Annotated in this window: 25 protein-coding genes and 2 tRNA genes; 6 read left to right on the top strand and 21 right to left on the bottom strand. The window is 36.4% G+C overall.

The window, feature by feature from the left end:
• Positions 1-34: 34 nt before the first annotated feature.
• Entirely contained in the window at positions 35-1,387 is a 1,353-nt protein-coding gene (locus AC5YGD_RS00420) for a hypothetical protein (protein WP_496141600.1), read from the bottom strand.
• A gap of 554 nt (positions 1,388-1,941) precedes the next feature.
• On the opposite strand from AC5YGD_RS00420, the gene AC5YGD_RS00415 reads away from it, so the two are divergent.
• Positions 1,942-3,210, top strand: a complete 1,269-nt coding sequence (locus AC5YGD_RS00415) for a tyrosine-type recombinase/integrase (protein WP_496141599.1) — start codon at positions 1,942-1,944, stop codon at positions 3,208-3,210.
• Entirely contained in the window at positions 3,207-4,409 is a 1,203-nt protein-coding gene (locus AC5YGD_RS00410) for a hypothetical protein (RefSeq protein ID WP_496141598.1), read from the top strand. The genes AC5YGD_RS00415 and AC5YGD_RS00410 overlap by 4 nt, the downstream gene beginning before the upstream one ends.
• A 26-nt stretch (positions 4,410-4,435) precedes the next feature.
• Here the strand turns inward: AC5YGD_RS00410 and AC5YGD_RS00405 are convergent, their stop codons facing one another.
• From AC5YGD_RS00405 to AC5YGD_RS00380, 6 genes are all read right to left on the bottom strand, one after another.
• Positions 4,436-5,023 (bottom strand): YagK/YfjJ domain-containing protein, encoded by a 588-nt coding sequence (locus tag AC5YGD_RS00405; RefSeq protein WP_496141597.1) that lies wholly within the window; start codon positions 5,021-5,023, stop codon positions 4,436-4,438.
• Between the two features lie 130 nt (positions 5,024-5,153).
• A complete protein-coding gene (locus AC5YGD_RS00400; RefSeq protein ID WP_496141596.1) occupies positions 5,154-5,360 on the bottom strand; it encodes a helix-turn-helix domain-containing protein in 207 nt (68 codons plus the stop codon).
• Positions 5,361-5,820: 460 nt separating this feature from the next.
• Positions 5,821-6,426, bottom strand: a complete 606-nt coding sequence (locus tag AC5YGD_RS00395; RefSeq protein ID WP_496141595.1) for an extensin family protein — start codon at positions 6,424-6,426, stop codon at positions 5,821-5,823.
• Positions 6,426-6,767 carry a hypothetical protein gene (locus AC5YGD_RS00390; RefSeq protein WP_496141594.1) on the bottom strand — a complete coding sequence of 114 codons (342 nt, stop codon included), beginning with the start codon at positions 6,765-6,767 and terminating at the stop codon, positions 6,426-6,428. The genes AC5YGD_RS00395 and AC5YGD_RS00390 overlap by 1 nt, the downstream gene beginning before the upstream one ends.
• A gap of 16 nt (positions 6,768-6,783) precedes the next feature.
• Entirely contained in the window at positions 6,784-8,979 is a 2,196-nt protein-coding gene (locus AC5YGD_RS00385; RefSeq protein WP_496141593.1) for a tetratricopeptide repeat protein, read from the bottom strand.
• 330 nt (positions 8,980-9,309) lie between these two features.
• Positions 9,310-9,383 (bottom strand) — tRNA-Met (locus AC5YGD_RS00380).
• A gap of 142 nt (positions 9,384-9,525) precedes the next feature.
• On the opposite strand from AC5YGD_RS00380, the gene coaE reads away from it, so the two are divergent.
• A complete protein-coding gene (gene coaE, locus AC5YGD_RS00375) occupies positions 9,526-10,140 on the top strand; it encodes a dephospho-CoA kinase (protein WP_496141592.1) in 615 nt (204 codons plus the stop codon).
• A 27-nt stretch (positions 10,141-10,167) separates the two neighbouring features.
• Here the strand turns inward: coaE and AC5YGD_RS00370 are convergent, their stop codons facing one another.
• A complete protein-coding gene (locus AC5YGD_RS00370; protein WP_496141591.1) occupies positions 10,168-12,549 on the bottom strand; it encodes an FtsX-like permease family protein in 2,382 nt (793 codons plus the stop codon).
• Positions 12,550-12,685: 136 nt separating this feature from the next.
• Positions 12,686-13,351 (bottom strand): ABC transporter ATP-binding protein, encoded by a 666-nt coding sequence (locus AC5YGD_RS00365; RefSeq protein ID WP_271557159.1) that lies wholly within the window; start codon positions 13,349-13,351, stop codon positions 12,686-12,688.
• A 27-nt stretch (positions 13,352-13,378) separates the two neighbouring features.
• Between AC5YGD_RS00365 and AC5YGD_RS00360 the strand changes: the two genes are divergently transcribed.
• Complete coding sequence (locus tag AC5YGD_RS00360; RefSeq protein ID WP_496141590.1) at positions 13,379-14,023, top strand: GDSL-type esterase/lipase family protein; 645 nt, start codon at positions 13,379-13,381, stop codon at positions 14,021-14,023.
• A gap of 6 nt (positions 14,024-14,029) precedes the next feature.
• On the opposite strand, the gene AC5YGD_RS00355 is transcribed toward AC5YGD_RS00360, so the two are convergent.
• Together AC5YGD_RS00355 and rsmI are read right to left on the bottom strand one after the other, a co-directional pair.
• Complete coding sequence (locus tag AC5YGD_RS00355; RefSeq protein ID WP_271556386.1) at positions 14,030-14,344, bottom strand: (2Fe-2S) ferredoxin domain-containing protein; 315 nt, start codon at positions 14,342-14,344, stop codon at positions 14,030-14,032.
• Positions 14,341-15,171, bottom strand: coding sequence for a 16S rRNA (cytidine(1402)-2'-O)-methyltransferase (gene rsmI / locus AC5YGD_RS00350; protein WP_496141589.1), 831 nt, complete (start codon positions 15,169-15,171; stop codon positions 14,341-14,343). Before rsmI ends, AC5YGD_RS00355 begins: the two co-directional genes overlap by 4 nt.
• A 168-nt stretch (positions 15,172-15,339) precedes the next feature.
• Here rsmI and AC5YGD_RS00345 point away from each other — a divergent pair, with 168 nt between their 5' ends.
• Positions 15,340-16,062: a BON domain-containing protein gene (locus AC5YGD_RS00345; RefSeq protein ID WP_496141588.1), complete on the top strand. Its 723-nt coding sequence runs from the start codon at positions 15,340-15,342 to the stop codon at positions 16,060-16,062.
• Here AC5YGD_RS00345 and rnhB read toward each other — a convergent pair.
• The 8 genes from rnhB to AC5YGD_RS00305 all read right to left on the bottom strand — a co-directional run bounded on the left by rnhB (position 16,059) and on the right by AC5YGD_RS00305 (position 23,779).
• Complete coding sequence (gene rnhB, locus AC5YGD_RS00340; RefSeq protein ID WP_496141587.1) at positions 16,059-16,637, bottom strand: ribonuclease HII; 579 nt, start codon at positions 16,635-16,637, stop codon at positions 16,059-16,061. The genes AC5YGD_RS00345 and rnhB overlap by 4 nt on opposite strands.
• Before the next feature lies 1 nt (position 16,638).
• A complete protein-coding gene (purD, locus tag AC5YGD_RS00335; protein ID WP_496141586.1) occupies positions 16,639-17,904 on the bottom strand; it encodes a phosphoribosylamine--glycine ligase in 1,266 nt (421 codons plus the stop codon).
• A 40-nt stretch (positions 17,905-17,944) separates the two neighbouring features.
• On the bottom strand, positions 17,945-18,856 hold the full coding sequence (gene truB / locus AC5YGD_RS00330; protein WP_496141585.1) for a tRNA pseudouridine(55) synthase TruB: 912 nt from the start codon (positions 18,854-18,856) through the stop codon (positions 17,945-17,947).
• 11 nt (positions 18,857-18,867) lie between these two features.
• Entirely contained in the window at positions 18,868-19,206 is a 339-nt protein-coding gene (gene rbfA, locus AC5YGD_RS00325) for a 30S ribosome-binding factor RbfA (protein ID WP_496141584.1), read from the bottom strand.
• A 14-nt stretch (positions 19,207-19,220) separates the two neighbouring features.
• Positions 19,221-21,662 (bottom strand): translation initiation factor IF-2, encoded by a 2,442-nt coding sequence (gene infB / locus AC5YGD_RS00320; RefSeq protein ID WP_496141583.1) that lies wholly within the window; start codon positions 21,660-21,662, stop codon positions 19,221-19,223.
• A 51-nt stretch (positions 21,663-21,713) separates the two neighbouring features.
• Positions 21,714-23,189: a transcription termination factor NusA gene (nusA, locus tag AC5YGD_RS00315; protein WP_416687119.1), complete on the bottom strand. Its 1,476-nt coding sequence runs from the start codon at positions 23,187-23,189 to the stop codon at positions 21,714-21,716.
• Between the two features lie 9 nt (positions 23,190-23,198).
• Positions 23,199-23,660, bottom strand: coding sequence for a ribosome maturation factor RimP (rimP, locus tag AC5YGD_RS00310; RefSeq protein WP_416695576.1), 462 nt, complete (start codon positions 23,658-23,660; stop codon positions 23,199-23,201).
• Between the two features lie 42 nt (positions 23,661-23,702).
• Positions 23,703-23,779: transfer RNA gene (locus tag AC5YGD_RS00305), tRNA-Met, on the bottom strand.
• 98 nt (positions 23,780-23,877) lie between these two features.
• Between AC5YGD_RS00305 and gshB the strand changes: the two genes are divergently transcribed.
• Positions 23,878-24,834, top strand: a complete 957-nt coding sequence (gene gshB / locus AC5YGD_RS00300) for a glutathione synthase (RefSeq protein WP_496141582.1) — start codon at positions 23,878-23,880, stop codon at positions 24,832-24,834.
• Here the strand turns inward: gshB and crcB are convergent.
• Both crcB and AC5YGD_RS00290 read right to left on the bottom strand, forming a co-directional pair.
• Positions 24,820-25,221: a fluoride efflux transporter CrcB gene (gene crcB / locus AC5YGD_RS00295; RefSeq protein ID WP_416695572.1), complete on the bottom strand. Its 402-nt coding sequence runs from the start codon at positions 25,219-25,221 to the stop codon at positions 24,820-24,822. The genes gshB and crcB overlap by 15 nt on opposite strands.
• The gene (locus AC5YGD_RS00290; RefSeq protein ID WP_496141581.1) at positions 25,218-26,471 is read right to left on the bottom strand and encodes an AAA family ATPase; all 1,254 of its coding nucleotides are present in this window, start codon (positions 26,469-26,471) and stop codon (positions 25,218-25,220) included. The genes crcB and AC5YGD_RS00290 overlap by 4 nt, the downstream gene beginning before the upstream one ends.
• Positions 26,472-26,558: the final 87 nt, after the last annotated feature.

The raw sequence follows: 26,558 nt of genomic DNA, 5'->3' as shown, positions 1-26,558 counted from the left end.
TAAAGTCCAAATTTCGTTTCATCTGTGATGGAGGTTAATCATTACTCCCCCAAATGACCTCTTCCCCTCGTGCATAAGGTTCACAGGTTCCAACGATATTGTTTTGTTCTTTAGCATATGTGCAATCATTAAATGCGTCTTTTGATGTCTGGCCAATACCATGCTCACATCGACCATCTTCACCAGTGACAAAATACATAAAGCCTTTAGAGTTAAATTCATTCTTGTTTATATCTATATAGCCTGACCAATTACCTTGAATATGTCCCTGACAAATTTCTTCCTTTGGTTGAGGGTTAATTTTACTAATTTCTTCCTCTAGTTGAGAATAAAAAACAGCAATTTCTTCCTCTAGTTCTTCATTGATAATTGATGGGTTAAATTTATAATTACCATCTTGTATTTCAATTTTGAACCAGTTATCTTTTATATACTTAATCTCAGGATTATCATTGCTAAATTGTTGTGCTAGAGAGCAATTATCATGAAATAAACTTCCATTTAAGATATGAGATTCTTCCACCCAGCCAAGTTCAACCATTAATCGTAATGCACCCATACCTTTTTCAGCTATAGCTGGATCTTCCAATTTATACCCCTCATTTTTTGACTCTCTTAGTGCTATTTCAAGAATATTATTAACGTAATTTTTTGATGAATTATTATAAGTTGCAGTCGCATGTTGCGCAAAATATTCTGTCGCTGCCTCAACAATCCAAATATCATTAAAGTTTGAACAAGTATTTTGTAAATCATTTTGTAAAGAGTGATAAATCTCATGGAAAAAAACTCTAATTAAGTTTTTGCTCTTTTTTTCTCTTTCCCAGGGGTCGATAGACATCATTATAAATCTAACATCATCACACATGACTGCCTGTAATCCAGAAGCATAACCATTTGTTAATACCCAATTAATATCATCTAACATGGACATATATGAAAGATTATTTAAACAATCTTGACTTGCAAAGAATTTTCTGGCTTTATCTAGAGCTTCTTCTATTTGCCAATCTTTTAGAACAATCTCATGAGATACCTTAACAGTTCCTAGAAAATCTACCTCATTATTAGGGTTAATTTTATAATCTATAAATGTCCCCACAGGGTAAATCAATGCTAAAGTTTGAGTAATAACATTAGTCATTTGTGATGAGGCATAATTTGCTTTATCTATGAAATAGTTATCATCAAGTTCTGTTAAATTAATAATTTGAAAGTAAGGTGATTTATTATCAGCCCTTAAATATTTATAAATATTACATTTGAATTCAAAGTAAGTTCCATCAGCAGAAATACTCTTCACTGGTTCACTGCCATCAGGACATCCTGCTGCGAAACCTTGAGTTGAGAAAAAGGATAGAATTAAAAGTAGGAGTAGTTTCTTCATACTACGATTGTATATCAACTTGAGCTAAAGTCCAAATTACGTTTCATCTGTGAGGGAGGTATTATTAATACTTAGCCGAGTTCAATGAGCCTCCCCCGTAGCATTCAAAGTCTGTATATATATGCGAGGGATAGTAGATTTTTAATAGTATTTATCTAAACCACTGGTTGTATGCTCTCTAAACCACTGGTTAAGGCGTATTAATTATAAAACAATTAGTAAATATATAATTATTAGCAACTAAGAAGGGCGATGAAATAAGGGTTGAAATCTGTTCTATTGTGTACCCAATGTGTACCCAAACATTATTTTGATTTAAGTGAAATGGCTGAAAGCCTTATGGGATATGGTGGTTATGGGTGGACTTGAACCACCGACCCCAGCATTATGAATATTGACCCACCTAAATACCTATCTTTCCATTATAATACCTCTATGTCCATTACAATCAAATCTATACAAGGATTTATAGGGGATTTATCAAAGACTTTATTCCTATTAATACCCTATCTTATCCCGTCAATTTGTAGCACATATGTAGCACATTCTAAATAATGGCGAAAAAAGAGAACACAATTAGATTTAGTAAAAAAGTATTGGAAAGGCTTCCTATTCCTCAAGGAAACGATAGACCTGTTTATCATGATGACTTGGTTCAAGGCTTACAGTTGAGAATTACTAGTCAAGGAACTATTACCTTCTTTGTTCAAAAGAGAGATGTTAATCAAGTAAACCAAAAAGTTACTATCGGAAGGTTTCCATCATGGACAGTAGAACAAGCTAGAGATAAAGCATACGAGATACTCACAGATTTGGCTCAAGGAATTAACCCCAATCAATCTAAAGCCGAGCGACTTGGCAAACGAAACATAACACTTGAAAAGGTATTTAAAGATTACCAACGCAGTAGAGGTACCAACCTTGAAGATTCAACTATCAAAGGTTACCAAAGTATTATTAATAATCAGTTAAGCGATTGGAAGCTGACTCCCCTTTCAGAAATTAAACAATCTATGATTGAGGATAAGTTCCTAGAAGTAACTCATGGAACTGGGATGTTCATAGAAAAGGATGCTTCACCCACTAGAGCAAACACTATGATTCGTGTACTTCGTGCTCTTTATAATTACGCTATGGTTCAGTATGTAGATAGCCAAGAAGAACCTCTAATCCTCCACAATCCTACAAAGATAATCTCTCACAACAAATCATGGAATAGAGAGAAAGGCCGAACAGGTGTTGTTAAAGATTACAACCTAAAGGCATGGTTCGAAGGAGTCATGAAACTACCCGAGCATGATAAGAATAAAGTTAAGTCAAACAGTTCAGAGGTTGTCCGAGATTTCTTTATCTTCTTAATGTTCACAGGATTGCGTAGGAATGAAGCATTAGAACTTAAATGGGAAGATATAGATCTAAGAGAAAAGTCATTTACCATTGAAGATACTAAGAATCATGAAACACATAAGATGCCTTTAACATGGTTGCTTTTAGAGTTGCTAGAAAGACGAAAGAATGACAATGGAAACCCTTATGTCTTTGTAGGTGAGAAGATAGGCTCACATCTATCACCCCCTAAAAAACAACTGGAAAAAGCGAGAGAGTTAGTGGGCTTTCATTTTACTAACCACGACATAAGAAGAACATTTACAACGACTGCTAACCGCCTTAACTTTAATAAATATGTCCTAGATAGACTTGTTAATCATAAAAACTCTGTTGACTCTAGAGATGTTACAAAACGCTATGTAATCCTCGACATTGAGGACTTAAGAGAGCCTATGACTCAGATAACTGATTCTATATGGAGTCAAATACAATGAGTTACTTTATCCCTCATGCCAAAAGAGAAGGCCTAAAAAGAAAGACAGTTTATGACTTTGAAACACAATTCCTTTTAGTTGGCGCTATTGAAAAAAGATTAACTTCTGAAATTATTGAAACCATACCACTTTGGGAAGACTTATTCAGTATCGGCTTTAAAAAAGAAAAGGATGATTGGGAATTCGACCAATGGCGAGATGTTTATGTCAAACATGGATGGAATGAAGTCAAAGGAAAGCGAAGATTAAAAAATGATGTCAATATACAAGAGTCAGATCAAGCGAACTGGATTAAAACAGGAGTTCTTCCTGATAAACGCTCAGAAAAATGGACTGAATTCACCAAAGAGATTGATGGTGTATCTTCCAGACGCAGTTTTCCAGATGACAAACAAAAGTTCTGGGCTTGGCATATATTGAATCATGACAAAGCCTCATTTAAAAAAAGACATTATCTAGTTAGGGATGCTTCCTTCGACTTGGATTGCCTAGAGTTATATTCAGAGATTTACCTACATGAAGCATTTCTGATAATGCTGGGAATTTCTCCTGATGATATGGATAGAAAAGAGTTTTTTAGTTGGATGTTAAGTGTGGATTTGCTATCAATGATAGTTGACTCTATTCCTGAAAAATTAAAAACAAAATTCGAAGATTTTAAAGAATGGAGTATTCTTAAAAGACGCTTTGGAAAGGGCAAGAAGGTTGAAAAGGTTAGTATTGAAAATGGAAAAGCAACCCTTGACACTATTGAAATCGATACTAAGGAGTTCATTGAATGGGCTTTAAAGAATGACATCATTGAAGAAAATACTGCCCACTTTAGAGATGGCAGAAAAGCACCTTATGACGAATCATTTTCTAAGATGCTTCACAAGGAATTACTTGCGAAGTACTTAATTAGAGATGGCAAACATCACCATGAATGGATATGGAATACGGCAGTTGGTAATGGCTTCAACTCATTCAATTATCTTGGAAGATTATTAGCATTAAATATGCTTCCAATGAAGTATTGGTTGCCCCTTGATAGGAACTCTGTTAGTTGGGAAAACCTAGAACATTATATTGTTGGCGTTAAGAACCCAAAAAATCAAATATCAATTCCAAATAACGCAAGAGTGATTGAGGACATCGTTAAAAAATTAATGGAAGAACATGACAAACGACCTTTGACTGAATACAAAGACCTAGATTAGCCCCTTTTTTTATGGTGTCCAAAAACTCACTTTAATCTACTTGTTTGATAGTCTGAGGATTGAGGATTTCTGTATCCCTTCCCTCTTGGCTTAGCATAGTAAGACAATCTCCAAAAAATAGCATCTCTCGTTTCTTTATAGTTCTCTTTTCTTAGATTGTAATAAAAGTTCTTTAGAAATTTATCGGGTACATTTCCAAACTTAAACCATTTTGATTTGACTGCTTTAATTATTTCTTTTGGATGTCTTACTCTATCACCATCAACGAATAAAACACAATGATAGTGATGAGATTTGGTCTTTGCTTTTTCCCATTCACGAACCCAAGCGTATCCAACTTTTTTTGTTTTATATTTTCGCTTAATCCATTGAATTAAAACATTCATAAACTTGGAAATGTCTTTGTTGTCTTGTGAGGTTTCTCTGTGTTGTAGGATAAAGAGAACAACATGAACTCTCTTATGAATTCTAAAGCTAGCATCCAACTGTCCAAACATCCTCTCAAGGATAGGAACAAAAACACCAAATTTATTAGAAGCGTTTACTTCAATTTCTTCATTGTTGATTGTTAGATAACGAGAATGGTGGACTTTCTTTCTGTTTCTCTTTGGCATAGAAAAGCCTATAGATAATATTACATTACCGTCATTAATATGACACTCCCAAAACCTGCTTTTTATTAAATATTAAAGACTTAGGAGTATCAATTTATTAATAAGGGGTGTTGTAATATCGTGGGTTAAATTAAGCAACTTCACCTGTGTGATTAACTAGTCTTGATTCCATATACTCATCAATGTCCTCTTGACGGTATCGAACTGAACCATTGCCCATTTTGATAAAGGGAAGATTGATTCCCTTTCCGCTACTTCTTGAGTTTGCTAAAGCCTTAGCACTTAACTTAAGTTGCTCACCTGCTTCTTGTGTCGTTCTATATATTGTGTAACCCATTGTTACTCCTGTGTAGTGATTTAATTTCAAGTTAGCCGATATGGGCAACTTAGGAGCAATAATATAGTTAGTGGGAACTTGGCTTCTGACCTGAGATGTACTTAAAAAGTACAGTCAAAAACTGATCTAGTGAACATTACAGTAGTACCCAAGTGTCCTCATGGATTTACGCAAATAGATTTTGTATTTATACCAATTTTCAATGTACTGAAAGAGGGCGAAAAGTGTAATATTCCTAGATGATTTACTAGAGGGAACAAGTGGGAAGTTTGAACTCCATAGCCCCACTCTGTAGGCTTCATAGATGCTTAGTAAGGTCTTTGCTTAACTAATCTATTAAAGTCTTAACAGTACCCCCACAGTTAACTCCTAATCGTTTATTTTTAATGAAGTTTTACTCCACTTATAGCACTCAAAAGTAGGTGAGTAGGAGTAGTTTTTTTGTAATAAATATCATCAATTATTTTTTTAACCATTTTAAATAACATTTTGTTCCAAATCCATTATCAAAATGGAAATGATTTCTGTGCGCACTATTTGTATCTGGAGTCAAAATATTAGAGAAGTAGATGCATGCAGCATCATATGCATCCTTTAAGATTTTTCCGTTATTTGATTTTGTGTTCCAGTCTTTTAGTACACTAACATTATCTATTTCTGATATATCAATAGCAGTTCCGTAACTATGCTCGCTATATATATTTAAACCTGAAATTTTTCTGCAATTATAAGTTCCCATATGAGTAATCTTTTTGGCATCAATTTCATTGAGGTACTTGCCTAAGTTCACTGCAGTAGGACAAGATAATATTAAATTCCCAGATAGTTTTGTATTTTTAAATGAAGTAACTCTGACAGCATTTTTAACCTTACAATTATTATCTGTAAAAGTTCCAAGGGATTCAAAATCCTTAGTATAGAGTTCTAATTCTTGTAAACAATTACTGCTACCCCCTGAAAGGGTATGAAAACGAAACATGTTAAAAGATTTACTTGGTAAATTAAAAAAAACTTCTGATGCAAAAAATAGTAATAAAACTAAGAGAAGTAGAAGAAGTTTCTTCACTAAACCTCTTTCAGTTCTTGTTCTTCAGCATCCGCTAGATTACTTTGATGAATCTCTTTTAGATATAAGACCAGGTTTGGTGTGTATTTTGCTACTAGGAAAATAAAACCTATAAAGTAAACAAACCAAAGTACATCACTCCAGCCATCGATATATAAATCACTTACAACAAAAGCAAAGGTAAACAGTACCGATATGATTGAGGCAATTATTAAGAGTAGTTTTTTATTTAACAGGAAGTTGATTACTTTGCCTTTCATTAAAGTATTTATTCCAATGGTTGCTCCAACAATGAAAACCATAATCATTAAAAGTGTAAATGTACCTGTAAAAATATCCATAGTTAAGCCTAGTCTTCTAATTTTTAGGTAATTTAGTATTTTTGACTGCCTTATTAATAGCTTCTTCATCAATCTCAAAGTCTTCTTCTTGAGTTTCATAGTCATTTTCTTGGTTGAATTCTAATTGATCAAAGCCTTTTGAGCTAATATCCGCATAACTATCGACGCATTTGTTGGCATACATCTCTAATTTAGTAAATAGCTTTTGAATTTTAACTCTTGCATTTTCTTTGACTATGAAGTGCTCAAGCTTGAATTCAGTCTCAGCACGCTCTTCTTCATTAGGGTATCTAAACTCTCTACTTAAATGTAACAATACAAATAATGCAATTGGTTTTGGCATCAAACAAGTTGAAATTGTATCTACCAATTCAAGCTGAGTAGATCTATCAAAAAACTCATTAATTTCAAGAGAGGTCTCACCAATAACTAAATAATCCTCATCATCTAGAAGACTTCTAATTTTTACAAAATAAATAGTCGACATCATGTCAAGAGGATGATCGCCTACTAATAGAGATATAAGCATATCCCATAATCGATTATCTTTAAAGTTTTCTATAAAGTCAGTTTGAGTTGATGAGGCGTCTTCATCATAAATAATTCTTAAGTCTGAATAATCAGCACTGAGCTTAAATGGTAAATGAGTTTCAAATTCACTTAGGTATTTATCTGCTTTTAAATAGACTAGTTTTTTTTGTTGAAGAGCATAAATTCGATCTTTTTCATCTTGTATAGCAAGTGCTTGAATTCTCTGTTTTTCTTCCTCTTCTGCTCTATTTTTTCTTTTAACTTCTTCAAGTATAGCATCTACTTTCTCATTTTCTATCTTATCTAATCTTAACCTCTCTGCCTCTCTTTTACCTCTTGTCATTAATCGCCATAAAAATAAAAGGGCTAAAACAACTAATGCAAAAATTACCCATAATCTCTGCTGCATATCTTTTTTCGCTTTTTGAAGTTCTAATTGAACTTGAGCATTATTACCTCCTTGTTTTGCACTTTTTTCATACCAGTCAAAAGCCTTCTTTAGATCTTTAGGAACACCTTGTCCGTTTTTGTACATATCTCCTAAGTTAAATTGAGCATCTTTATCTCCTTGATTTGCACTTCTTTCATACCAGTAGAAAGCCTTCTTTAAATCCTTAGGAACACCTTTTCCATATTCGTATAAACGTCCTAAGTTAAATTGAGCAGTTCTACTTCCATGTTTTGCACTTTTTTCATACCAGTCAAAAGCCTTCTTTAAATCTTTAGGACCACCTTGTCCATATTCGTATAAACGTCCTAAGTTATTTTTAGCATCTTTATTTCCTTGTTTTGCACTTTTTTCATACCAGTCAAAAGCCTTCTTTAAATCCTTAGGAACACCTTGTCCATAGTAGTAGGAATTTCCTAAGTTAAATTGAGCATCTTTATCTCCTTGATTTGCACTTTTTTCATACCAGTCAAAAGCCTTGTTTAGATCTTTAGGAACACCTTGTCCATAGTAGTAGGAATTTCCTAAGTTAAATTGAGCAGTTCTACTTCCTTGTTTTGCACTTTTTTCAAACCAGTCAAAAGCCTTCTTTAGATCTTTAGGAACGCCTTGTCCATTGAAGTAGGAATTTCCTAAGTTATTTTGAGCCTCTTTATTTCCTTGTTTTGCACTTTTTTCATACCAGTCAAAAGCCTTCTTTAAATCTTTAGGAACACCTTGTCCGTTTTTATACATAACTCCTAAGTTAAATTGAGCATCTTTATCTCCTTGTTTTGCACTTCTTTCATACCAGTAAAAAGCAAACTCTAGATCTTTAGGAACACCTTTTCCATATTCGTATAAACGTCCTAAGTTATTTTGAGCCTCTACATATCCTTGATTTGAACTTCTTTCATACCAGTCAAAAGCCTTCTTTAGATCTTTAGAAACACCTTTTCCATATTCGTATAAACGTCCTAAGTTATATTGAGCCTCTTTATATCCTTGTTTTGCACTTTTTTCATACCAGTAGAAAGCCCTCTCTAGATCTTTAGAAACACCTTGACCATATTCGTATAAACCTCCTAAGTTATATTGACCATATGATGACCCCCCTATAGCTTCTTTTCTCCATTCTCTAGCAGCAGCTTTATAGTTTCCATCTCGAAAAAAGTTATAACCAGCAATGGAATCGGCAAGGACTGGGGCTGATAAGCTTAAAGACAGAAACAATAGGATGAATAGTTTTTTCATACTAGGATTATAATTCAATTAGAACTAAAGTCCAAACTTCGTTTCATCTGTGGGGGAGGTATTATATGTATGTAGCCATTAGTGACAGGGGGTCCCCCGTACCGTTCAAAGTCAGTATATATATGCGAGGGATAGTAGATTTTTCTACCTATATGGAATATGTAGAATATTATTCTAGTAATATCAATGACTTACATTGAATTAGCTATTAATTAGTTATTATATAAATAATCAATTGGGTTGTATATCGGTCGCCCAGTTGTAGCACATATGTAGCACATTGGTATATTTGAGTCTAAGTGAAATGGCTGAAAGCCTTATAGGAGGGTGTGGTTATGGGTGGACTTGAACCACCGACCCCAGCATTATGAATGCTGTGCTCTAACCAGCTGAGCTACATAACCAAAAAGAGCGCCTATTATCGAAATTTTTCTTGAAAAAGTCAAGCTAAACCAGCAAATAAGCATCATATTATTATCATTCTTCCAGTATCAGCTAGAATTCAATATAAAATTTAGTTACTTTCATGCACTTAACTTAATTTTAATGGAACAGAAAGTTCTTAAGATTGCCCTTACAGGGGGAATAGCTTCAGGAAAAACTCTAGTAAGTGATTTATTAGAAATTCATGGATGCTATATCATTGACCTAGACATTATTTCCCGGGAAGTTGTGTTACCAGGATCAGATGGCCTAAGAGAACTCGTAGAAGCTTTTGGTAAATCAATACTTCTATCTGATGGGACACTTGATCGTAAAAATCTGCGTGATGAACTCTTTAAAAAAGGAAGAAATAGAGCGCAAATTGAGCAGATACTTCATCCAAAAATACTCCAGAAAATGAAATCTTCAATGGCTGATTGTAGAGAAGGAATTATGATTGTAGTAATACCCCTCCTGGTAGAAAAAGAACTATGGGGGCCATTCGATAGAGCTATAGTTGTAGATTGTGAAACCGAAACGCAGTTGATACGACTAATGTCTAGAGACAATATTGATAAAGAAAAAGCAAAAATAATGCTGCTTTCTCAATCAAGTCGAGAAAAACGCCTTCAATTAAATAATTATATTCCTACTGATATTATTGAAAATAACTCAAAAATAAGTGAGCTAAAAGACAAAGTAAACACCCTTAATCAAAAACTACTTGCTCTTCTTTAGTGCTTAAATTACTTCTAGCTCTAACAATTACTCATTACGAATAAGTGGGTATACCTTGGGGCTAAAGATACTTTTATTTGCCATCAAAATAAGTACAAAAGATACGGTTGCAGTTGTCAATAAAATCCAAAGCGTCAGCCCTAAATCAAATTTCCAAGTTAGCTGAAGGGTATTCTCAACAACAAGATATGACCCCAAGACTGCAACTGATAGTGCAAAGAAAATCAAGGTGAAGTATATAACAGCAAACTCTATCGTCATGGCTTTAAGTATCGTTGGAAAATCTACACCTAATATTTTGTAAATCAAATTATTGTATCTTCTAAATGTAGTTTGAACCATGACTGCGCTGACAATTACAATCAAACCAATCACAATAACAATTAAAGATATTCCAGTTACGGCTATAAATATTTTATTTAATACGCCGCTAATTTGGGACAAAATCCTATCAACTTTTATAGCTGATACGTTAGGAAACCTCTCGACAACAAGGGCCAGAATATCATTAGAAGATAGGTCTGACTTAAGCGTTCCAATATATTCATAGGGGAGCTTTTTAGCAAAAGCTTTATTAATAATAATTGCAAAGTTAACAGAAATATCCCGGTAATCAACCTCTCTAAAATTCTTTAAAGTTCCAGTGACATCCCTACCCAGTATATTCAGTGTAATCTTGTCATTTATCTTCATGCCTAGGTCATAAGCAGCTCTACTGTCCATGGAAATGAACATCTCATTTTCATTACCAGGCTCCCACCATTCACCCTCAATAATTGGGTTATCTGGCTTTGGTTTTTCTGCCCATGAAATGCGCCTATCGCCCCTAACAACCCATGCAGATCTATTATTTTCTGAGACAATCTCTTCTATAGGCGTTCCATTTAGGGAGATAAATGAAGCACTGGCCATTGGGCTAAATTCAAGGGCTACATTGGGATCCATATTTTTAATAAAAGACTCTAAGTCACTTTTAATATCTCTATCGATGCTCACAAAAAATAAATCTGGCGCCATCGATGGGATGCTATCTGATATTTCTTTTTTTAAATTATTGGCTACAAAACTCAAAGTGAGAAGGAGAGTTAAACCGATGCCTAAAGATATTGTCATAATAGGTGCAAGTGATTTTTTTGCAACAATATTCCTATACGCAATCCTATAGCCATTATTAGAAAATTTATGAAACCTTCTAAGAAAGAAAATTAACAGTTTAGATACGCCATAAAATATAAGCATCGTAATAAAAAATGCTAAAAAGTATAGGACTGTGTAATATTTTTGCTCAGTCTGAAGAACAAAATAAGTAGTCAAAATTGTAACCAGAATCGCCAGTAAAATAATATTCTTTAAAGAGAAGTTTAGGCTTACTGGCTGAAAAGTATTACGAAACAAAGCAACTGCTTTGATCTCACTAATCGAATATAGCGATGGTATTGAAAAAATCAAAACAACTAATAAGCCAATGAAAAAAATATTTAGATAGCCTATCAAGCTCACAGTTGGCTGAAGATCAATGCCTAAAGACTTTGGTAGAAATTCATTCGCCAACAAAGGGCTAAAAACCCCAAATAAATAGGCAATAATAGATGTGCCTATTAATATTAGAATAATTTCATAAAAATACATGAGTTGAATAAAATTCGAAGAAAAACCGATCGATTTTTTAACCGCAATACTAGTATTTCTTTGGTTAACGAAAGAAAGCAAGGTGTTACTGATTCCAATGCCCGCAATTATCATTGCGCTTACTGACACTAAATTTAAAAAGTTAGAAAAGTTATCAATTATCCTATTTAAACTTCGCCCACTCTCACCTGGAAGTCTAGTTTCAATACTATCATCATAGGCAATAATTGATTTAGCCAATCGAGTTTGTTCACCCTCTTCATTAGAATTACTAAACTTCAGCCGGTACTCATGATCAAGAAAACTTCCAGCTGAGCTCAGTCCAAATTGATCATAACTCGACTTACTAATTATTGCAAATTCGCCAAAAACAGCTCGCTCTGCAAGATCTGGAACGGATAAAACCAAACCACCCACGTTAAAACTTTTACCCATAATTACAACATCATCACCAACCTCAACTTGGAGTAAGTTTTGAATGCTCTCATTAATTAAAACAGTTGGCTTTTCTGTATTTAAAAATATTTTTTCAGCAGCACCCTGAGGTGTTGTAATAATCTCACCATAAAGTGGGTAGTTATCATCTACTGCCCGAAGCTCAGAAAACACAGGCGACTGGCCTTTTTTTGAAACCATGGTTGCAAGCTCAATTGTTGAGCTAACTTTACCTAAATCCTTTAACTCTTCAAACACTAAACTAGGTAACGGGTTAATACCACTTGTAATTTGAATGTCGCCACCTAATAACTCTTTAGAGTTTGCTTCAATTTCATTATTCAAAGCCTCCTTGACGGAGAACGTCAGAGAAAGCAAGAGTAAACTAATAAAAAGGGTGCTCGCGACAACCCATAATTTTTTATAGCTTCTAGAAAAATCTCTTATTGCATACTTATTAATTAAGCGAAGTTGCTGAATATCAAACAATTTGACCGTCCTTAATTTCAATAATACGATCGCATCGCTCAGCTATTGAATTGTCATGGGTTACCATAACTAGTGAGGTTTTACTTTTTTTGGTGTAATTAAAAAGCAGATCCATCATGCTTTCTGAATTAGCACTATCTAAATTTCCAGTGGGCTCATCTGCCAGAATAATTTTAGGCTTATTTATTAATGCTCGAGCAATGGCAACTCTTTGTTGCTCGCCGCCAGAAAGTTCACTTGGAAGATGATTGAGCCTATGGTAGAGACCAAAATCTGCAAGCAATGCTTTAGCATCATCGTCTTGATTGTATTTTTGATTTGCCTCGAGCGATAATAAAACATTTTCAATAGCGGTAAGGTTAGGAATTAGATAGAAGGATTGAAAAACAATGCCAATATTTTTTCTTCTAACTTCTGATAGTTTGTCTTCCTTCAGCCCAACAATTTCTTCATTATTAATCTTAATTGAACCTTCAGTAGCAGTTTCAAGGCCTGAGGCAAGCATAATGATTGATGTTTTTCCTGAACCACTTGGCCCAACAATAGAAATAATCTCTTCACTGTTTACTGAAAAATTGATACGCTTTAAAACTTCTACTACATCGTTTTTGGAGCCGTAATTTAACGAAACATTATTGAACTGTATAGCTTCACTCATCGCTTAATCTAATATAAAATTCGGGCAATGATTATCTCAAAAAAACTAAAGCTAAAAGCACTATTTACTGGCTTAATATGCATATTTTTATTTACCGGTGCTTACGCTGCAAACCCTATAAAAATTATGCTCTATGGAGACAGCCTGATGGCTGGATATGGGCTATCTCAAAACGAGAATTTAGCCTCAGAGCTCACGCGTAATTTTGAAGATAACAATTTTACAGTCAGCGTTATTAATGCTAGTATTTCTGGAAACACTTCTAAAAATGGCTTGTCCAGGGTGGACTGGTCTCTTGGAGATAAGCCAAACATAGTGGTTGTGTGCCTTGGTGCAAATGATATGTTAAGGGGCCTTAACCCATTGCTGACAATGGAGAACCTTGATTCAATAATCACTAAGTTTAATCAAAGTAACTCGATTGTAATACTTGCTGGAATGCAATCTCCTGAAAGTATGGGGCCAGATTATAAAATTAAATTTGATGGAATTTATCCTGAACTTGCTGCCAAATATGACTTAATTTTTATGCCTTTTTTACTTGAAGATGTTGCTTTAGAAAAGAAGAACTTACAGGCCGATTATAAGCACCCTAATAAAAGGGGTATCAAGATAATAGCGAGTAACTTATACCCATATATCCTTGAGGGCATTAATCGACTTGAGAAATAATTAAAGCTATTTAATTAGTAATCGCTCAACCACCTTACCGCCCTCTAAGTGAGATGTAAGAATCTCGTCAATATCCTCTTCATCTATGTATTGATACCAAATATTGTCAGGATAAACAACTGCAACGGGTCCATCCTCACAGCGACCTAAACAACGGGATTCACTAACACCAAATTGGCCTTTGCCCAATGTAGAATTCGCGCGACATTGGTCTTTAGCATAACGATAAAGCTCTTTCGCGCCGTTTTCTGAGCAGCACTGCTTCCCATCTTGTCGAATATTGTTACAGAAAAAAATGTGGTGTTTGTAGAAATTATTCATAACTCTATAGCCTTATTGTAGCAATGTTTTTTATCGATACCAGTAATTTTAGCAGCCAATTTTGCCGCTTTTGATGCGCCCATTTCAGCGCAAAGGATTGGCAAAATTTTCCCTAATTGGTTTTCAGCATCAACAAGATCTATTTTATCAGCTGAAGATATTAGTATTACAAATTCACCTTTTTGATGCGCTAAATCAGCAGCAAGGTATTCGATTACATTCTCTATTATGTCAGTGCGGATTGTTTCAAAGGATTTAGTCAGCTCTTTAGCAAGACAGACCTTGCGCTCATTTCCAAATACTTCCAACATGTCCGTTAAAGTTGCCAATATTCGCTTAGGCGACTCGTAGAAAATAATTGTCTCATTAAGGGCGATTTTATTCTGAAGATATTTAATTCTTGCAATTTTTTTTGAAGGCAGAAATCCAAAAAACGAAAAGCTATTGCTTGCTAAGCCAGAAGCTGAAAGGGCTGTAATTATTGCACTAGGTCCTGGGATAGGCACAACCTCAATCCCTTCTTTTTTTGCCTGTGAAACTAAAAAATAGCCTGGATCACTTATCAAAGGGGTTCCAGCATCACTTATAAGTGCAACTGAAATACCAGAATTTAGCTCAGAAATAATAGATTCAGTCTTCTCTCGCTCATTGTGCTCATGAAAAGCTTTTAGGGACGTTGAAATTTCAAAGTATGCAAATAATTTTTTGCTATGTCTGGTATCTTCAGCTAAAACTATATCGACATTCTTTAGTGTTTCGATTGCCCTATAAGTAATATCATTCAAATTGCCAATTGGAGTTGCTACAATAAAAAGCTTTCCTATCATTTTAAAGTCTTAACCAAGGTTCATATATTTGACTACCATTATGCTTTATTAACGTGCATTATTATCAAAATTTATCTATGTCTTTAGCTTTAATAAATACTGATACTACTTTAAAATACAGACATATCTTTTTTTGAAACTTTGGCTAACTAGAAACAAGGAGTATTAATGAAAAAAGTAATTATATTATCTGCACTTCTCATATCATCCACTATCTTAAGTTCATGCGTTCCAATAGTTCAAGGCGCTGCAGCGGTTACTACTGTTGCCACAATGTCTAATGATCGCCGCACAATGGGTGAAATTTTGGATGACAAAACTCTTTATATGAATCTAGGGAACATTGTCAGTAAAGATTCAATGCTAGAAGATACGCATATTAACTTTAATGTCTATAACAAATCAGTATTAATGGTTGGTGAAGTGCCAACTGATGATCTTAAAAGCTATCTTGAGGAAACAATTAAGAAAAGAGCGCCAAAGATGAGCCAACTGATTAATGAAGTAGCAGTGATGCCAAATAGTAGCTACTTAAATCGCGCTAGAGACGGAGTAATTTCAGTTCAGATAGAGGCTCTATTCCTTGATCAAGAAGTATTTCATCCGGCTCATGTTTCTGTTCTTACTGAAAGGGCGACAGTCTACTTAATGGGTTCTGTAACTAAAAGGGAGGCAGAACATGCTACCAATGTTGCTAGTAAAGCAAAAAATGTAAAACAAGTTGTTAAACTTTTTAACTATCTAGCAACAAGGCCTGCAGCAGAAATTGAAAAGGATATCAAGAAAAAAGAAGAGGCAGAGAAAAGAGCTATTCTTGAAGCAAAAAAAGCAGAGCTTGAAGCTGCTCAAAATGAATTACAGCAACAAATCTACGAACTAGAAACAAACTAAAGGTTTTTTATTGGCCGAAAAGTGAATCGATGCTGTCCATCAATTGGGCCATGATTTGATAAGGCAATAAGGTGCTCTTTCGTGCCATATCCTTTGTGGTTTTTAAACCCGTACTCAGGAAACCTTAAGTCCAGTTCCTTCATTTGCCTGTCTCTTATAACCTTTGCAATAACTGATGCGGCCGAAATAACGGGCTCAGTCAAATCTCCTTTAACTATTGCACGGCAATTATCAACATCTGGACAACGATTTCCATCAACAAGAACTTGAAATATCTCGTCTTGATTTTGACTTAACAGCTGGTGCTGTAAACTATTTATTGCTCTTGTCATCGCAAGCATTGTTGCTTGCAATATATTGATCTCATCAATTTCAATGCTACTAGCCTCAGCCACTGACCAAAAGCACTGGTTAGTAATCTGGCAGTAGAAATCTTCACGTTTTTTTGCTGTTAATTTCTTAGAGTCAGTGAGACCCTCAATATAAAAATTAACAGGAAAAATTACTGCTGCTGCCACAACATTCCCAACTAAAGGGCCTCTTCCAGCTTCATCTACGCCAATAATGTTAAGCACCCTATATACCTTTAAAGCCAATGTCAGTTCTAAAGTAGCCCCCTTCCCAACTAACTGAATTAATAAGCTGATAAGCTTTTTCTTGTGCCTCTTTAATGTCCACGCCTAATGCAGTTGCGCAAAGAACTCGCCCACCATTACTGGTAATATTACCTGCATCTAACCTTGTTCCAGCATGAAAGATTTTAGAGTTAGATTCTTCTATAGGAAGATTAATTATTTCTCCTTTTTTATAAGCCTCTGGATACCCAGAAGCAGCCATTACAACGCCCAAAGAAGTCCTCTCATCCCATTCAGCTTTTTCTGAATCCAAATTACCCTGAGTTGCTGAAATACATAATTTAGCTAAATTAGATTTCAAGCGCATCATTATTGGCTGCGATTCAGGATCTCCAAATCTACAGTTGTACTCGAGTACTTTTGTCATGCCTTTATCATCGACCATAAGTCCCGCATATAAAAAACCAGTGTATGGCATGCCCTCGGCTTTCATAGCCCCAACGGTTGGTTTAATAATTTTTTCCATTACATCATCAAAAACTAAAGGGCTTACTATTGGTGCTGGTGAGTACGCCCCCATCCCTCCAGTATTTGGACCCTTATCACCATTATCTCTTGCCTTATGGTCCTGTGATGTAGCCATTGGAAGTATATTACTTCCATCAACCATAACTATAAAACTTGCCTCTTCACCCATTAAAAACTCTTCTATTACTACTCTTGATCCAGCCTCTCCAAATCGATTTCCTTCAAGCATATCATTAATAGCAAGTGTTGCTTCATTTAGAGTATTTGCAATAATTACTCCTTTTCCAGCAGCTAGTCCATCCGCCTTTATAACAATAGGCATGCCCATCTCTTTGACATATTTAATTGCAAGCTTGGATTCAGTGAAGACCTTATAAAATGCTGTTGGAATATTGTTTCTATGCATAAAATCCTTAGAGAATGCTTTTGATCCCTCTAATTGAGATGCTAGTTTTGAAGGTCCAAATATTGCCAGCCCTTCCTCTTGGAAATCATCAACTATGCCCATAACCAAAGGAGCCTCTGGCCCAACAATTGTAATGTCTATAAACTCACTTTTAGCAAACGAAATTAGCGCTGGGATATTTTCAGGGTCTATCATAATATTTGATATTTTTTTCTCTAAGTCTGTGCCAGCATTTCCAGGTGCTACAAATACATGCTCTACTTCATCATATAAAGAGCACTGCCAAGCTAACGCATGTTCACGGCCACCAGAGCCTATTATTAAAACTTTCATAACTACTCCTTTTAAAAACTAAGCTTGAAAAATTTTCCTCTCAAACAAAAACCCTTTTAGGCCAAACTTCAGATAAGACATTATTCTCACCAATACCAATAAACTGTTTTTTTTCGTCATAAAGCTTAATTTTTTGCCCAACATCTAGACCAGAAAACTGAACCTTTCTTCCATGTTTAATATCAAGTGTTTGTTCAGCATCCAAATAAAGCCCTTTAAGGTTTGGTAGCATTTCATCGGCACAAAGAAGAGTTGAATCAAGTTCGCTTAAACCTTTATTTTTTAGTTCCACTAGCTCCTCAAAAGTTCTGGCTTGAGGTATATCAAAATGAGTGAACCCAATTCTTCTTAGCTCAATAACATACCCACCACACCCTAACGATTCTCCTATATCTTCAATCAAGGTTCGAATATACGTGCCTTTTGAACACGAAACTTCTAGGCTTAAAATTTCCTCTTCGTAGCCTTTGAACTTTATCTCATGAATTTTAACTGGCCTGGCTTCTCTTTCAACCTCAATGCCTTTTCTTGCAAGTTTATAAAGAGGCGTTCCGTTTCTCTTAAGTGCAGAGTACATTGGCGGGACTTGATTGATAATGCCTGCAAAATCTAACAAAACATTTTTGATGGCTTGCTCATTAACTCCTTTTGTGGAACCAAAATCAACGACCTGACCATCTGAGTCTCCCGTGTCACTTATTTGGCCTAATTTACCACGCACAAAATAGCGCTTATCGCCATTCAACAAGAACTGTGCAACTTTTGTTGCTTGCCCTAAACATATTGGCAAGAGTCCACTTGCAAGAGGGTCAAGACTTCCAGTATGTCCAGCCTTATTAGCATCGAACAATCGTTTTACATCTTGTAGGACAGAATTGGAACTGTGGCCACTAGCCTTATCAAGAAGTAAAACTCCGTTGATGTCTCTACCTTTTGGGTTGCGTTTAGACATTGTTTATGGGTTTAAATTTTACTTAAGAGATCATCCATTCTAGCTCCAGCATTTGGAGCTGTATCATAAATAAAGTTTAGTGATGGGGTATGCCTTAAGTCTAAGGTTTTTGATAAAGATTTTCTAAAAAAACCACTAGCCTTACTAAGCAAAGCTGCGACAGATTTCTGAGAAAGCTCTTCGACTGAGAAAAAAACTTTTGCACTGGTTAAATCACGAGTTACAATGACGTCAGTAATAACAACCTCTTGGAGCCTAGGATCTTTCGTTTCTTTCGATAACAAGAGGACGAGTTCACGCTTAATAAGTTCGTTTACTCTTTCGGTCCTAAAACTTATTTGTTGTGCCATTTAGAATCTCTGTCCTATAATGTTCTAGCGCGCTCTATACGCTCAAATACTTCAATTTGATCTCCAGGCTGAACGTCTTTGTAATTTAAAACTCCAATTCCACATTCAGTACCAGACTTAACTTCTTTTACATCATCTTTAAAGCGCCTTAGCGATTCTAGCTCACCTTCATAAATTACAACACTCTCTCGCAACACACGAATTGGGCTATCTTTCCTTACAACTCCCTCTTCAACCATACAGCCCGCAATATCACCAAACTTAGGCGATCTAAAGACATCTTTAACGCCCGCAATTCCAATAATATTTTCACTTAATTCTGGACTTAATAAACCGCCCATAATTGCTTTAATATCATCAATTAAATTATAAATAATACTGTAATACTCAATTTTAACACCTTCAGTATCAGCAGCCTTCTTAGCAACAGAGTCTGCCCTAACATTGAAACCAAGAACAACGGCTTCTGAAGCGCTGGCCAAAGAAATATCGGTATTATTAATTGCTCCTACGCCTGAAGATACAACTTTCACTTTAACTTCATCAGTCGAGAGCTCTTCTAAAGCCTCAACCAAGGCCTGTGCTGAGCCACGTACATCTGATTTAATTATCACATTAACTGTAGAAATTTCACCCTCTTCCATAGTGGCGAAGAAGTTATCCATCTTTTCAGCTTGCTGCTTTTGAAGCTTGGACTCTCTATCTTTTGACTTTCTAAAGTCTGCTACCTCTCTTGCCTTGCGCTCACTAGCCACAACAAGAACCTCAGCTCCAGAGTCTGGGACACCTGATAGACCTAAAATTTCAACTGGTGTTGATGGCCCTGCCTTATTAATTGGCTTACCATTATCATCAATAATTTGCTTAACTTTTCCATACTCTTGGCCCGCAATAACAATGTCACCTTTCTTAAGTGTGCCTGACTGAACAAGTATAGTAGTTACTTTTCCGCGTCCTTTATCTAAGCGAGCCTCAAGAACTACGCCACTCGCTGGCTTATCAACAACAGCCTTAATTTCTGACATTTCCGCCGTTAAAGATATACTTTCTAAAAGCTCATCAATACCTGCCCCTGTGAGGGCTGAAACTCCAACCATTAAAACATCGCCGCCCCATTCATCAGAAATAACGTCATGTGTTGAAAGCACTTGCTTCACTTTATCAAGATCTGCACCTTCTTTATCTATCTTGTTAATGGCCACAATAATAGGAACATTTGAAGCCTTAGCATGCTTAATGGATTCAATAGTTTGGGGCATAACGCCGTCATCTGCTGCGACTACAAGAATTACAATATCAGTTGCGGTTGCTCCACGAAGACGCATTTTTGAAAACGCTGCATGGCCTGGAGTATCAATAAAAGTAATTAAATTTCCCTTTTGTTCAACTTGGTATGCGCCGATATGTTGAGTAATTCCACCCGCCTCAGCAGAGGCTACTTTCGACTTTCTAATGTAGTCTAGAAGTGATGTTTTTCCATGATCGACATGGCCCATAATAGTTACTATTGGAGGTCTTGGTGCAGAGTCTGCGTCATCATATGTCTCTTGAACCAAAGTATCTTCAACTGTCTCCTCACTACTTGCAACAGGCGTATGCCCCATCTCCTCTACCACAAGCATCGCTGTATCTTGATCGATTACGTCATTAAGGGTGGCCATAACGCCCATACCCATCATGACCTTTAGTACTTCACCTGCTTTAGTCGTCATTTTGATCGCTAACTCAGATATTTTAATAGTTTCTGGGATTAAAATTTCATGCTTTACGGGCTCAACTGGCATATGAAAGCCATGCTGCGCCTGCTCATCCTGAGTTTTCTGTGAAATATGTGTTCTTTCTTTTTTCTTAAGTTTTCGATTTGGATTATGTCTAGCAACGTGAAGCTGTTTTCTATTTGATGCTGGGGATGGAGTAGACCTTAGTCTCTTAGGGCTCTTCTTTGAATCATTTGATTTTTCTGCCTCTAATTTTTCCTTCTCTTTTTTATCCTGCTCTTCCTTTTCAGTTAATTCTTTTTGTGTTTTTTGAGCCAACTGCTCTTCATTTTTAATTTTTTGCTGACGAACCATGTCATTTCTTTTCGCGTCATGCTGCTCATCTTTTTCTTCGGAAATTCTTCCAGCCTCCAAAGCTTCTTTTGCTTTTAATATTGCAGCGTCGTCAACCTGTTCAGTTGGTGCAGCCTGAGGAACCTCACGTTTCTTTTTCACCTGAATCTTTACACCACCGGAGGAGGATGTATTAGAAGCAGGTTTTGTTGTTTTCCTAGAAACAGAAATACTTGACTTAGTGCTGGAGCGCTTACTCAAGCTAGACATTAGAACCTGCCTCTCATCTGCAGAAATATTCGATTCAGCTGTTTTTCCTGAAATGCCTGCCCCAGATAAAATAGATAAAACCTGGTCAGGTGTTTTTTTGAGTAATTTTGATAAACTTTCTACAGTATGTGCCATATTTTTGCCTATATATTCTAGTTATTGATACTTAAAACACCTATATTAAAATTAGTCAAACCAGCCTTCTTTTTCTCTGGCTGCCATAATAACAGCAGAAGCGCTATCATTTCCAACATCTTGAATTTCCAAAACCTCAACAATTGACAGTTCAGCCAATGCATCTACTGTAGTAATTTCAGCTTCAACAAGTGCTGCTGCTAGGGCCTCGTCAACACCTTCAACGCTGAGTAAGATTTCTGTGGATTCTGCATCTGTTAATGCCTTAACTAACTGCGCATCCTGGGCTCTTTCTTGAAGCTCACCCACCATATCAGAGTCAAATTCTTCAATTTTGGATAATGCATCCGATTCAGCTTCAGCTATTTCATCAAGATTTGTATAGCCCTCATCAATCAAGACAGCGGCTACTTCTGCATCAACACCAAGTTTTTCAGCTAACTTTTCGCCTGTTTTCTGTAACTCTTTCGCCTGGATATCATCTGCATCGCTAATAGACATTACATTAAGTTTCCAACCAGTAAGTCTACTTGCCAGCTTAATGTTCTGACCGCCCCTACCTATTGCAAGTGCTAATTGATCTTCCTCAACCGCAATGTCCATAAAGCCTTTCTCTTCATCAACCACAATTGAGCTAACCTCTGCTGGAGCCATAGCATTAATTACAAACTGCGCAGGGTCTTCATCCCAAAGAATAATATCAACTCTCTCTCCATTTAGTTCGTTTGAGACTGCCTGAACGCGTGCGCCCCTCATGCCAATACATGAGCCAATCGGATCTATCCGCTTATCTTTTGCCTTAACTGCAAGCTTAGAGCGAAGGCCTGGGTCTCTCGCTCCAGCCTTAATTTCTATTACGCCTTCACTAATTTCAGGTACTTCCATAGTAAAAAGCTCGATCATCATATCGTTGACGGTTCGGCTCAGAAAAATTTGTGCACCACGAGGAGTAGACTTAACTTCTTTAATATAAGCCCTTAAACGATCATTTTTTCTAATTGACTCATTCGGTATCAAGTCAAACTTTGAAATCATGCCATCAATTCCGCCCATATCTACAAAAACGTTTCCTCTATCAACTCTTTTGACTGTAACCATGACAACTTCACCAACACGCTGCGTATAGTTATCAACAATAACTGTTCTTTCGGCTTCACGAACCTTTTGAATGATTACCTGTTTAGCAACTTGAGCTGCAATTCTTCCAAACTCTAGAGACTCCATAGGCTCTTCAACAAAAGCATCAATATCTAGACCGTTAGAATCTGCTTGGTAAATATGAAGCTCTGGATCAAACATTTCTCCATCATCATCAACAAATTTTTCACCGTCCTCAATGACTAGCCATTGCCTAAAGGTATTAAATTCACCAGTATGTCTGTCAACCTCAACACGAACTTCAATATTATTTCGCTTCTTTGTTGCAACAGCTAACGCCTCTTCTAATGACTCTATAACATCATCTTTGGTTATATTCTTTTCGTTTGAGATTGCCTCAACCATTAAAAATAACTCTTTACCATCCATGCGCTTCTCCTAAAAATGAGCAACTAAATTTGCTTTTTCGATTAAATCTATTTCCAAAGTAACAGGGCCAAGCTCTGTTACTAATTCTAGTGAATTACTAGCTTCGCTAACGCTACCAATAGCACCAGTAAAGTTTCTTCTTCCATCAATTGGCCTGAATGTTCTCAAACGAACATCATGGCCCAAAAAACGTTGGTAATGCGTAATACTAAAAAGAGGTCTCTCAATACCAGGCGACGATACCTCAAGATTGTACTGCCCACTTATTGGATCCTCAACATCCATTATTGCACTTACTTGGCGGGAAACAACCTCACAATCATCCACCCCAATGCCTTCCTCTGAATCTATATAAAGCCTCAAAATAGAGTGTTTTCCACTGGCAACGTATTCAACGCCCACCAGCTCATAACCCAAATCATTGATACTTGGATTAATTAACGCAACTACTTTGTCAGATATCTTAGCCACAAAAAATTCCTAATAAAAACCCCCAAAAGAGGGGGTCTAAATTGGTAGCGGGGATAGGATTTGAACCTATGACCTTCGGGTTATGAGCCCGACGAGCTACCATACTGCTCCACCCCGCACTAAAGAGGCGAAATTATACGCCCTTAACCTCGCTACTTCAACATATTTCGACGGGCATGTATATTATTAATTAATCTGAATACTTTATACTATCCTAATGAAGCCAATTATACTCGCCATGCTGATGGATGACATTTCCAGCATTAAGCCAATTAAAGATTCCTCATTTGCCATGATGCTAGAAGCGCAAAAACGTGGATGGGATATTTATACTTTTGATAGCACTGATATGTTTTATGGGGACGGAAAAGTTATTGCTAATGCGCGTAAGACATTAGTCAAAGATTCTGAGCATGAATGGTATAAATGTGAAGCGACAGAAGAACTCCAGCTAACTAATATAGATGTTGTGTTTATGCGCAAAGACCCTCCGTTTGATATGGATTATATTTATGCAACTTATCTTCTAGAGCATGCAGAGGATAACGGGGTTTTAGTTGTGAATAAACCAAGCTCACTAAGGGATGCTAACGAAAAACTTTTTGCTTTAAATTTTCCAGACTGCATTCCAGAAACACTTGTCAGCTCAAATATCGAAAAGCTATCAGAGTTTATCTCCAAAATTAAAATAGCAGTTGTTAAGCCGCTGGACGGAATGGGTGGAACTGATATATTTAAACTTACAAAAGGTGATAAAAATATCGAGGAAGTACTCCTAAAAATAACCAATCAAGGAAGTCGCTATATTATGGCTCAGGAGTTTTTGCCTGAAATAAAGAACGGTGACAAACGTATTTTATTAATTAATGGAAGGCCTGTTGATTATGCGCTCGCTCGAATACCAGCAGAAGGAAACTTTAAGGGAAATTTAGCTGCAGGGGCAAAGGGTGTTGGTCAACCACTATCAGAAAGGGATCAATATTTATGTAGTCAAATTGCTCCAATGCTCATTGAAAAAGAGCTTATGTTTGTTGGGCTTGATGTTATCGGTGATTACATTACAGAAATAAACGTAACCAGCCCAACCTGCATTCGAGAGCTTGATAGTCAGTTTAATCTCAATATCTCATCTATTCTCTTAGATGAAGTTGAGGCTAAGTTAGCTCTGCGCTAAATTAAAGCCGTATTTTGCAAGCATTACGCCAAGGCTTGCAGCAAGAAGTGACAGTCCTAAATTTAACAAGATATTTAATAATGCCTGGCCATAGTTACCGCCGCTAAGCATCTCAACAGACTCAATTGAAAGCGCTGACATGGTAGTTAGAGAGCCTGCCAATCCAACAAGTAGCATTAACCGGTATGTCTCACTAAGAAAAAGTTTTTCTAAGACAAAAACTACCAATAGACCTGCGATGAATGAGCCAATAATGTTTGAAATTAAGGTTCCATAGGGGAAGGCTTTATCAAAATAATGCATTGAAAAAACGCCAATATAGTATCGGCAAGTGGCGCCTACAGTGGCACCTATACCGATGCTTACAATGGACGTTAAAGTGTTCATAAATTTGACCTAAGCTGTTTCAACTTTTCTTTAATTTTAATCTCTAGACCTCGGTCAGTGGGCTCATAATATATTTGCTCCCCCATCTCCTCAGGAAAATAAGTCTGGCCCTTACTAAAACCATCAGGCTCATGATGCGCATAGCGATAACCCTTTCCGTGCCCTAACTCTTCCATTAACTTGGTACTTGCGTTTCTAAGATGAGTAGGCACTGCAAAGTCACCTGTATTTTTTGCTGCCTCTATAGCTTGATTAAATGCGCTATAAACTGCATTCGATTTTGCCGCGCACGCACAAAAAACAGCCGCTTGAGCGATGGCTCTATTTCCCTCTTTATCTCCGAGGCGCTCATAAACATCCCAGGCATTAATAGTAATTTGGAGCGCCCTTGGATCGGCGTTACCTATATCCTCTGATGCAATTGCTAGAAGCCTTCGAGCGATAACCTTTGGATCGCAGCCTGAAACAATCATCCTTGCCATCCAATAAAGAGCGCCATCTGGAGAAGAGCCTCTGACGGACTTATGGAATGCAGACAATTGCTGATAATAAATATCCCCGCCCTTATCAAAGCTGCTTACTTTTTCCTGGAGCGTTTTAGCAATATCGTCTCTATTTAGAGTTTTGTTTGATGTTTCAGTTAGCTGCTCAATGATATTAATTAAGCGCCTAGCATCACCATCACTACTATCAATAATCAGGGCTAGTGATCCGTCGTCATCTAGAAGGATATCCTGATTCTTTAATGCTTTTGAGGCAATAGTTGAGAGATCCTCACTGCTTAGCTTATCAAGAATATACACCCTTGATCTTGAGAGTAACGATGCGTTAATTTCAAAAGAAGGATTTTCTGTAGTTGCTCCAATTAATGTAATTAATCCAGACTCAATATGAGGCAGAAAAGCGTCCTGCTGGGCTTTATTAAAACGGTGGATCTCATCAACAAATAGTATCGTATTTTTATCCTGGTGTTTATAGAGCTGGGCGTGTTCTATTACATTTCTAAGCTCTTTAATGCCGTCAAGTACAGCTGACATTTGTTCAAAATGGGCGCCCATCTGCGAGCAGATAATACGGGCAAGGGTGGTTTTTCCAACACCAGAAGGCCCCCATAAAATCATTGAGTGCAGCTGTTTGTCGGCCAAAGCCTTGCCAATGGGCTTATCAGGGTCAAGCAAATGACGCTGACCAATAAATTCGCTCAGCGCACTGGGTCTTAATATCTCTGCAAGCGGTTTGTAGGTTGGCATTAAATTAAGGATTGATTTTATATTTTATAATTATCTTCTTTATTTCATATTAATAGCGCAGATAATTTTAATTTATTTCTAAATAAT

This window comes from Candidatus Pseudothioglobus sp. uisw_070 (assembly GCF_059512545.2).
The sequence above is the reverse complement of the archived record's forward strand: the minus strand, read 5'-3'. Positions and strand labels throughout refer to the sequence as shown.

Excerpts from the sequence above, each read along its gene's own strand:
- AC5YGD_RS00420 (WP_496141600.1), bottom strand. The coding sequence starts at position 1,387 with ATGAAGAAACTACTCCTACTTTTAATTCTATCCTTTTTCTCAACTCAA.
- AC5YGD_RS00290 (WP_496141581.1), bottom strand. The coding sequence starts at position 26,471 with ATGCCAACCTACAAACCGCTTGCAGAGATATTAAGACCCAGTGCGCTG.
- AC5YGD_RS00415 (WP_496141599.1), top strand. The coding sequence starts at position 1,942 with ATGGCGAAAAAAGAGAACACAATTAGATTTAGTAAAAAAGTATTGGAA.
- rsmI (WP_496141589.1), bottom strand. The coding sequence starts at position 15,171 with ATGATAGGAAAGCTTTTTATTGTAGCAACTCCAATTGGCAATTTGAAT.
- rbfA (WP_496141584.1), bottom strand. The coding sequence starts at position 19,206 with ATGGCACAACAAATAAGTTTTAGGACCGAAAGAGTAAACGAACTTATT.
- AC5YGD_RS00345 (WP_496141588.1), top strand. The coding sequence starts at position 15,340 with ATGAAAAAAGTAATTATATTATCTGCACTTCTCATATCATCCACTATC.
- AC5YGD_RS00405 (WP_496141597.1), bottom strand. The coding sequence starts at position 5,023 with ATGCCAAAGAGAAACAGAAAGAAAGTCCACCATTCTCGTTATCTAACA.
- nusA (WP_416687119.1), bottom strand. The coding sequence starts at position 23,189 with ATGGATGGTAAAGAGTTATTTTTAATGGTTGAGGCAATCTCAAACGAA.
- crcB (WP_416695572.1), bottom strand. The coding sequence starts at position 25,221 with ATGAACACTTTAACGTCCATTGTAAGCATCGGTATAGGTGCCACTGTA.
- AC5YGD_RS00410 (WP_496141598.1), top strand. The coding sequence starts at position 3,207 with ATGAGTTACTTTATCCCTCATGCCAAAAGAGAAGGCCTAAAAAGAAAG.
- purD (WP_496141586.1), bottom strand. The coding sequence starts at position 17,904 with ATGAAAGTTTTAATAATAGGCTCTGGTGGCCGTGAACATGCGTTAGCT.
- gshB (WP_496141582.1), top strand. The coding sequence starts at position 23,878 with ATGAAGCCAATTATACTCGCCATGCTGATGGATGACATTTCCAGCATT.
- AC5YGD_RS00400 (WP_496141596.1), bottom strand. The coding sequence starts at position 5,360 with ATGGGTTACACAATATATAGAACGACACAAGAAGCAGGTGAGCAACTT.
- AC5YGD_RS00355 (WP_271556386.1), bottom strand. The coding sequence starts at position 14,344 with ATGAATAATTTCTACAAACACCACATTTTTTTCTGTAACAATATTCGA.
- coaE (WP_496141592.1), top strand. The coding sequence starts at position 9,526 with ATGGAACAGAAAGTTCTTAAGATTGCCCTTACAGGGGGAATAGCTTCA.
- AC5YGD_RS00360 (WP_496141590.1), top strand. The coding sequence starts at position 13,379 with ATGATTATCTCAAAAAAACTAAAGCTAAAAGCACTATTTACTGGCTTA.
- AC5YGD_RS00365 (WP_271557159.1), bottom strand. The coding sequence starts at position 13,351 with ATGAGTGAAGCTATACAGTTCAATAATGTTTCGTTAAATTACGGCTCC.
- AC5YGD_RS00385 (WP_496141593.1), bottom strand. The coding sequence starts at position 8,979 with ATGAAAAAACTATTCATCCTATTGTTTCTGTCTTTAAGCTTATCAGCC.
- truB (WP_496141585.1), bottom strand. The coding sequence starts at position 18,856 with ATGTCTAAACGCAACCCAAAAGGTAGAGACATCAACGGAGTTTTACTT.
- infB (WP_496141583.1), bottom strand. The coding sequence starts at position 21,662 with ATGGCACATACTGTAGAAAGTTTATCAAAATTACTCAAAAAAACACCT.
- AC5YGD_RS00390 (WP_496141594.1), bottom strand. The coding sequence starts at position 6,767 with ATGGATATTTTTACAGGTACATTTACACTTTTAATGATTATGGTTTTC.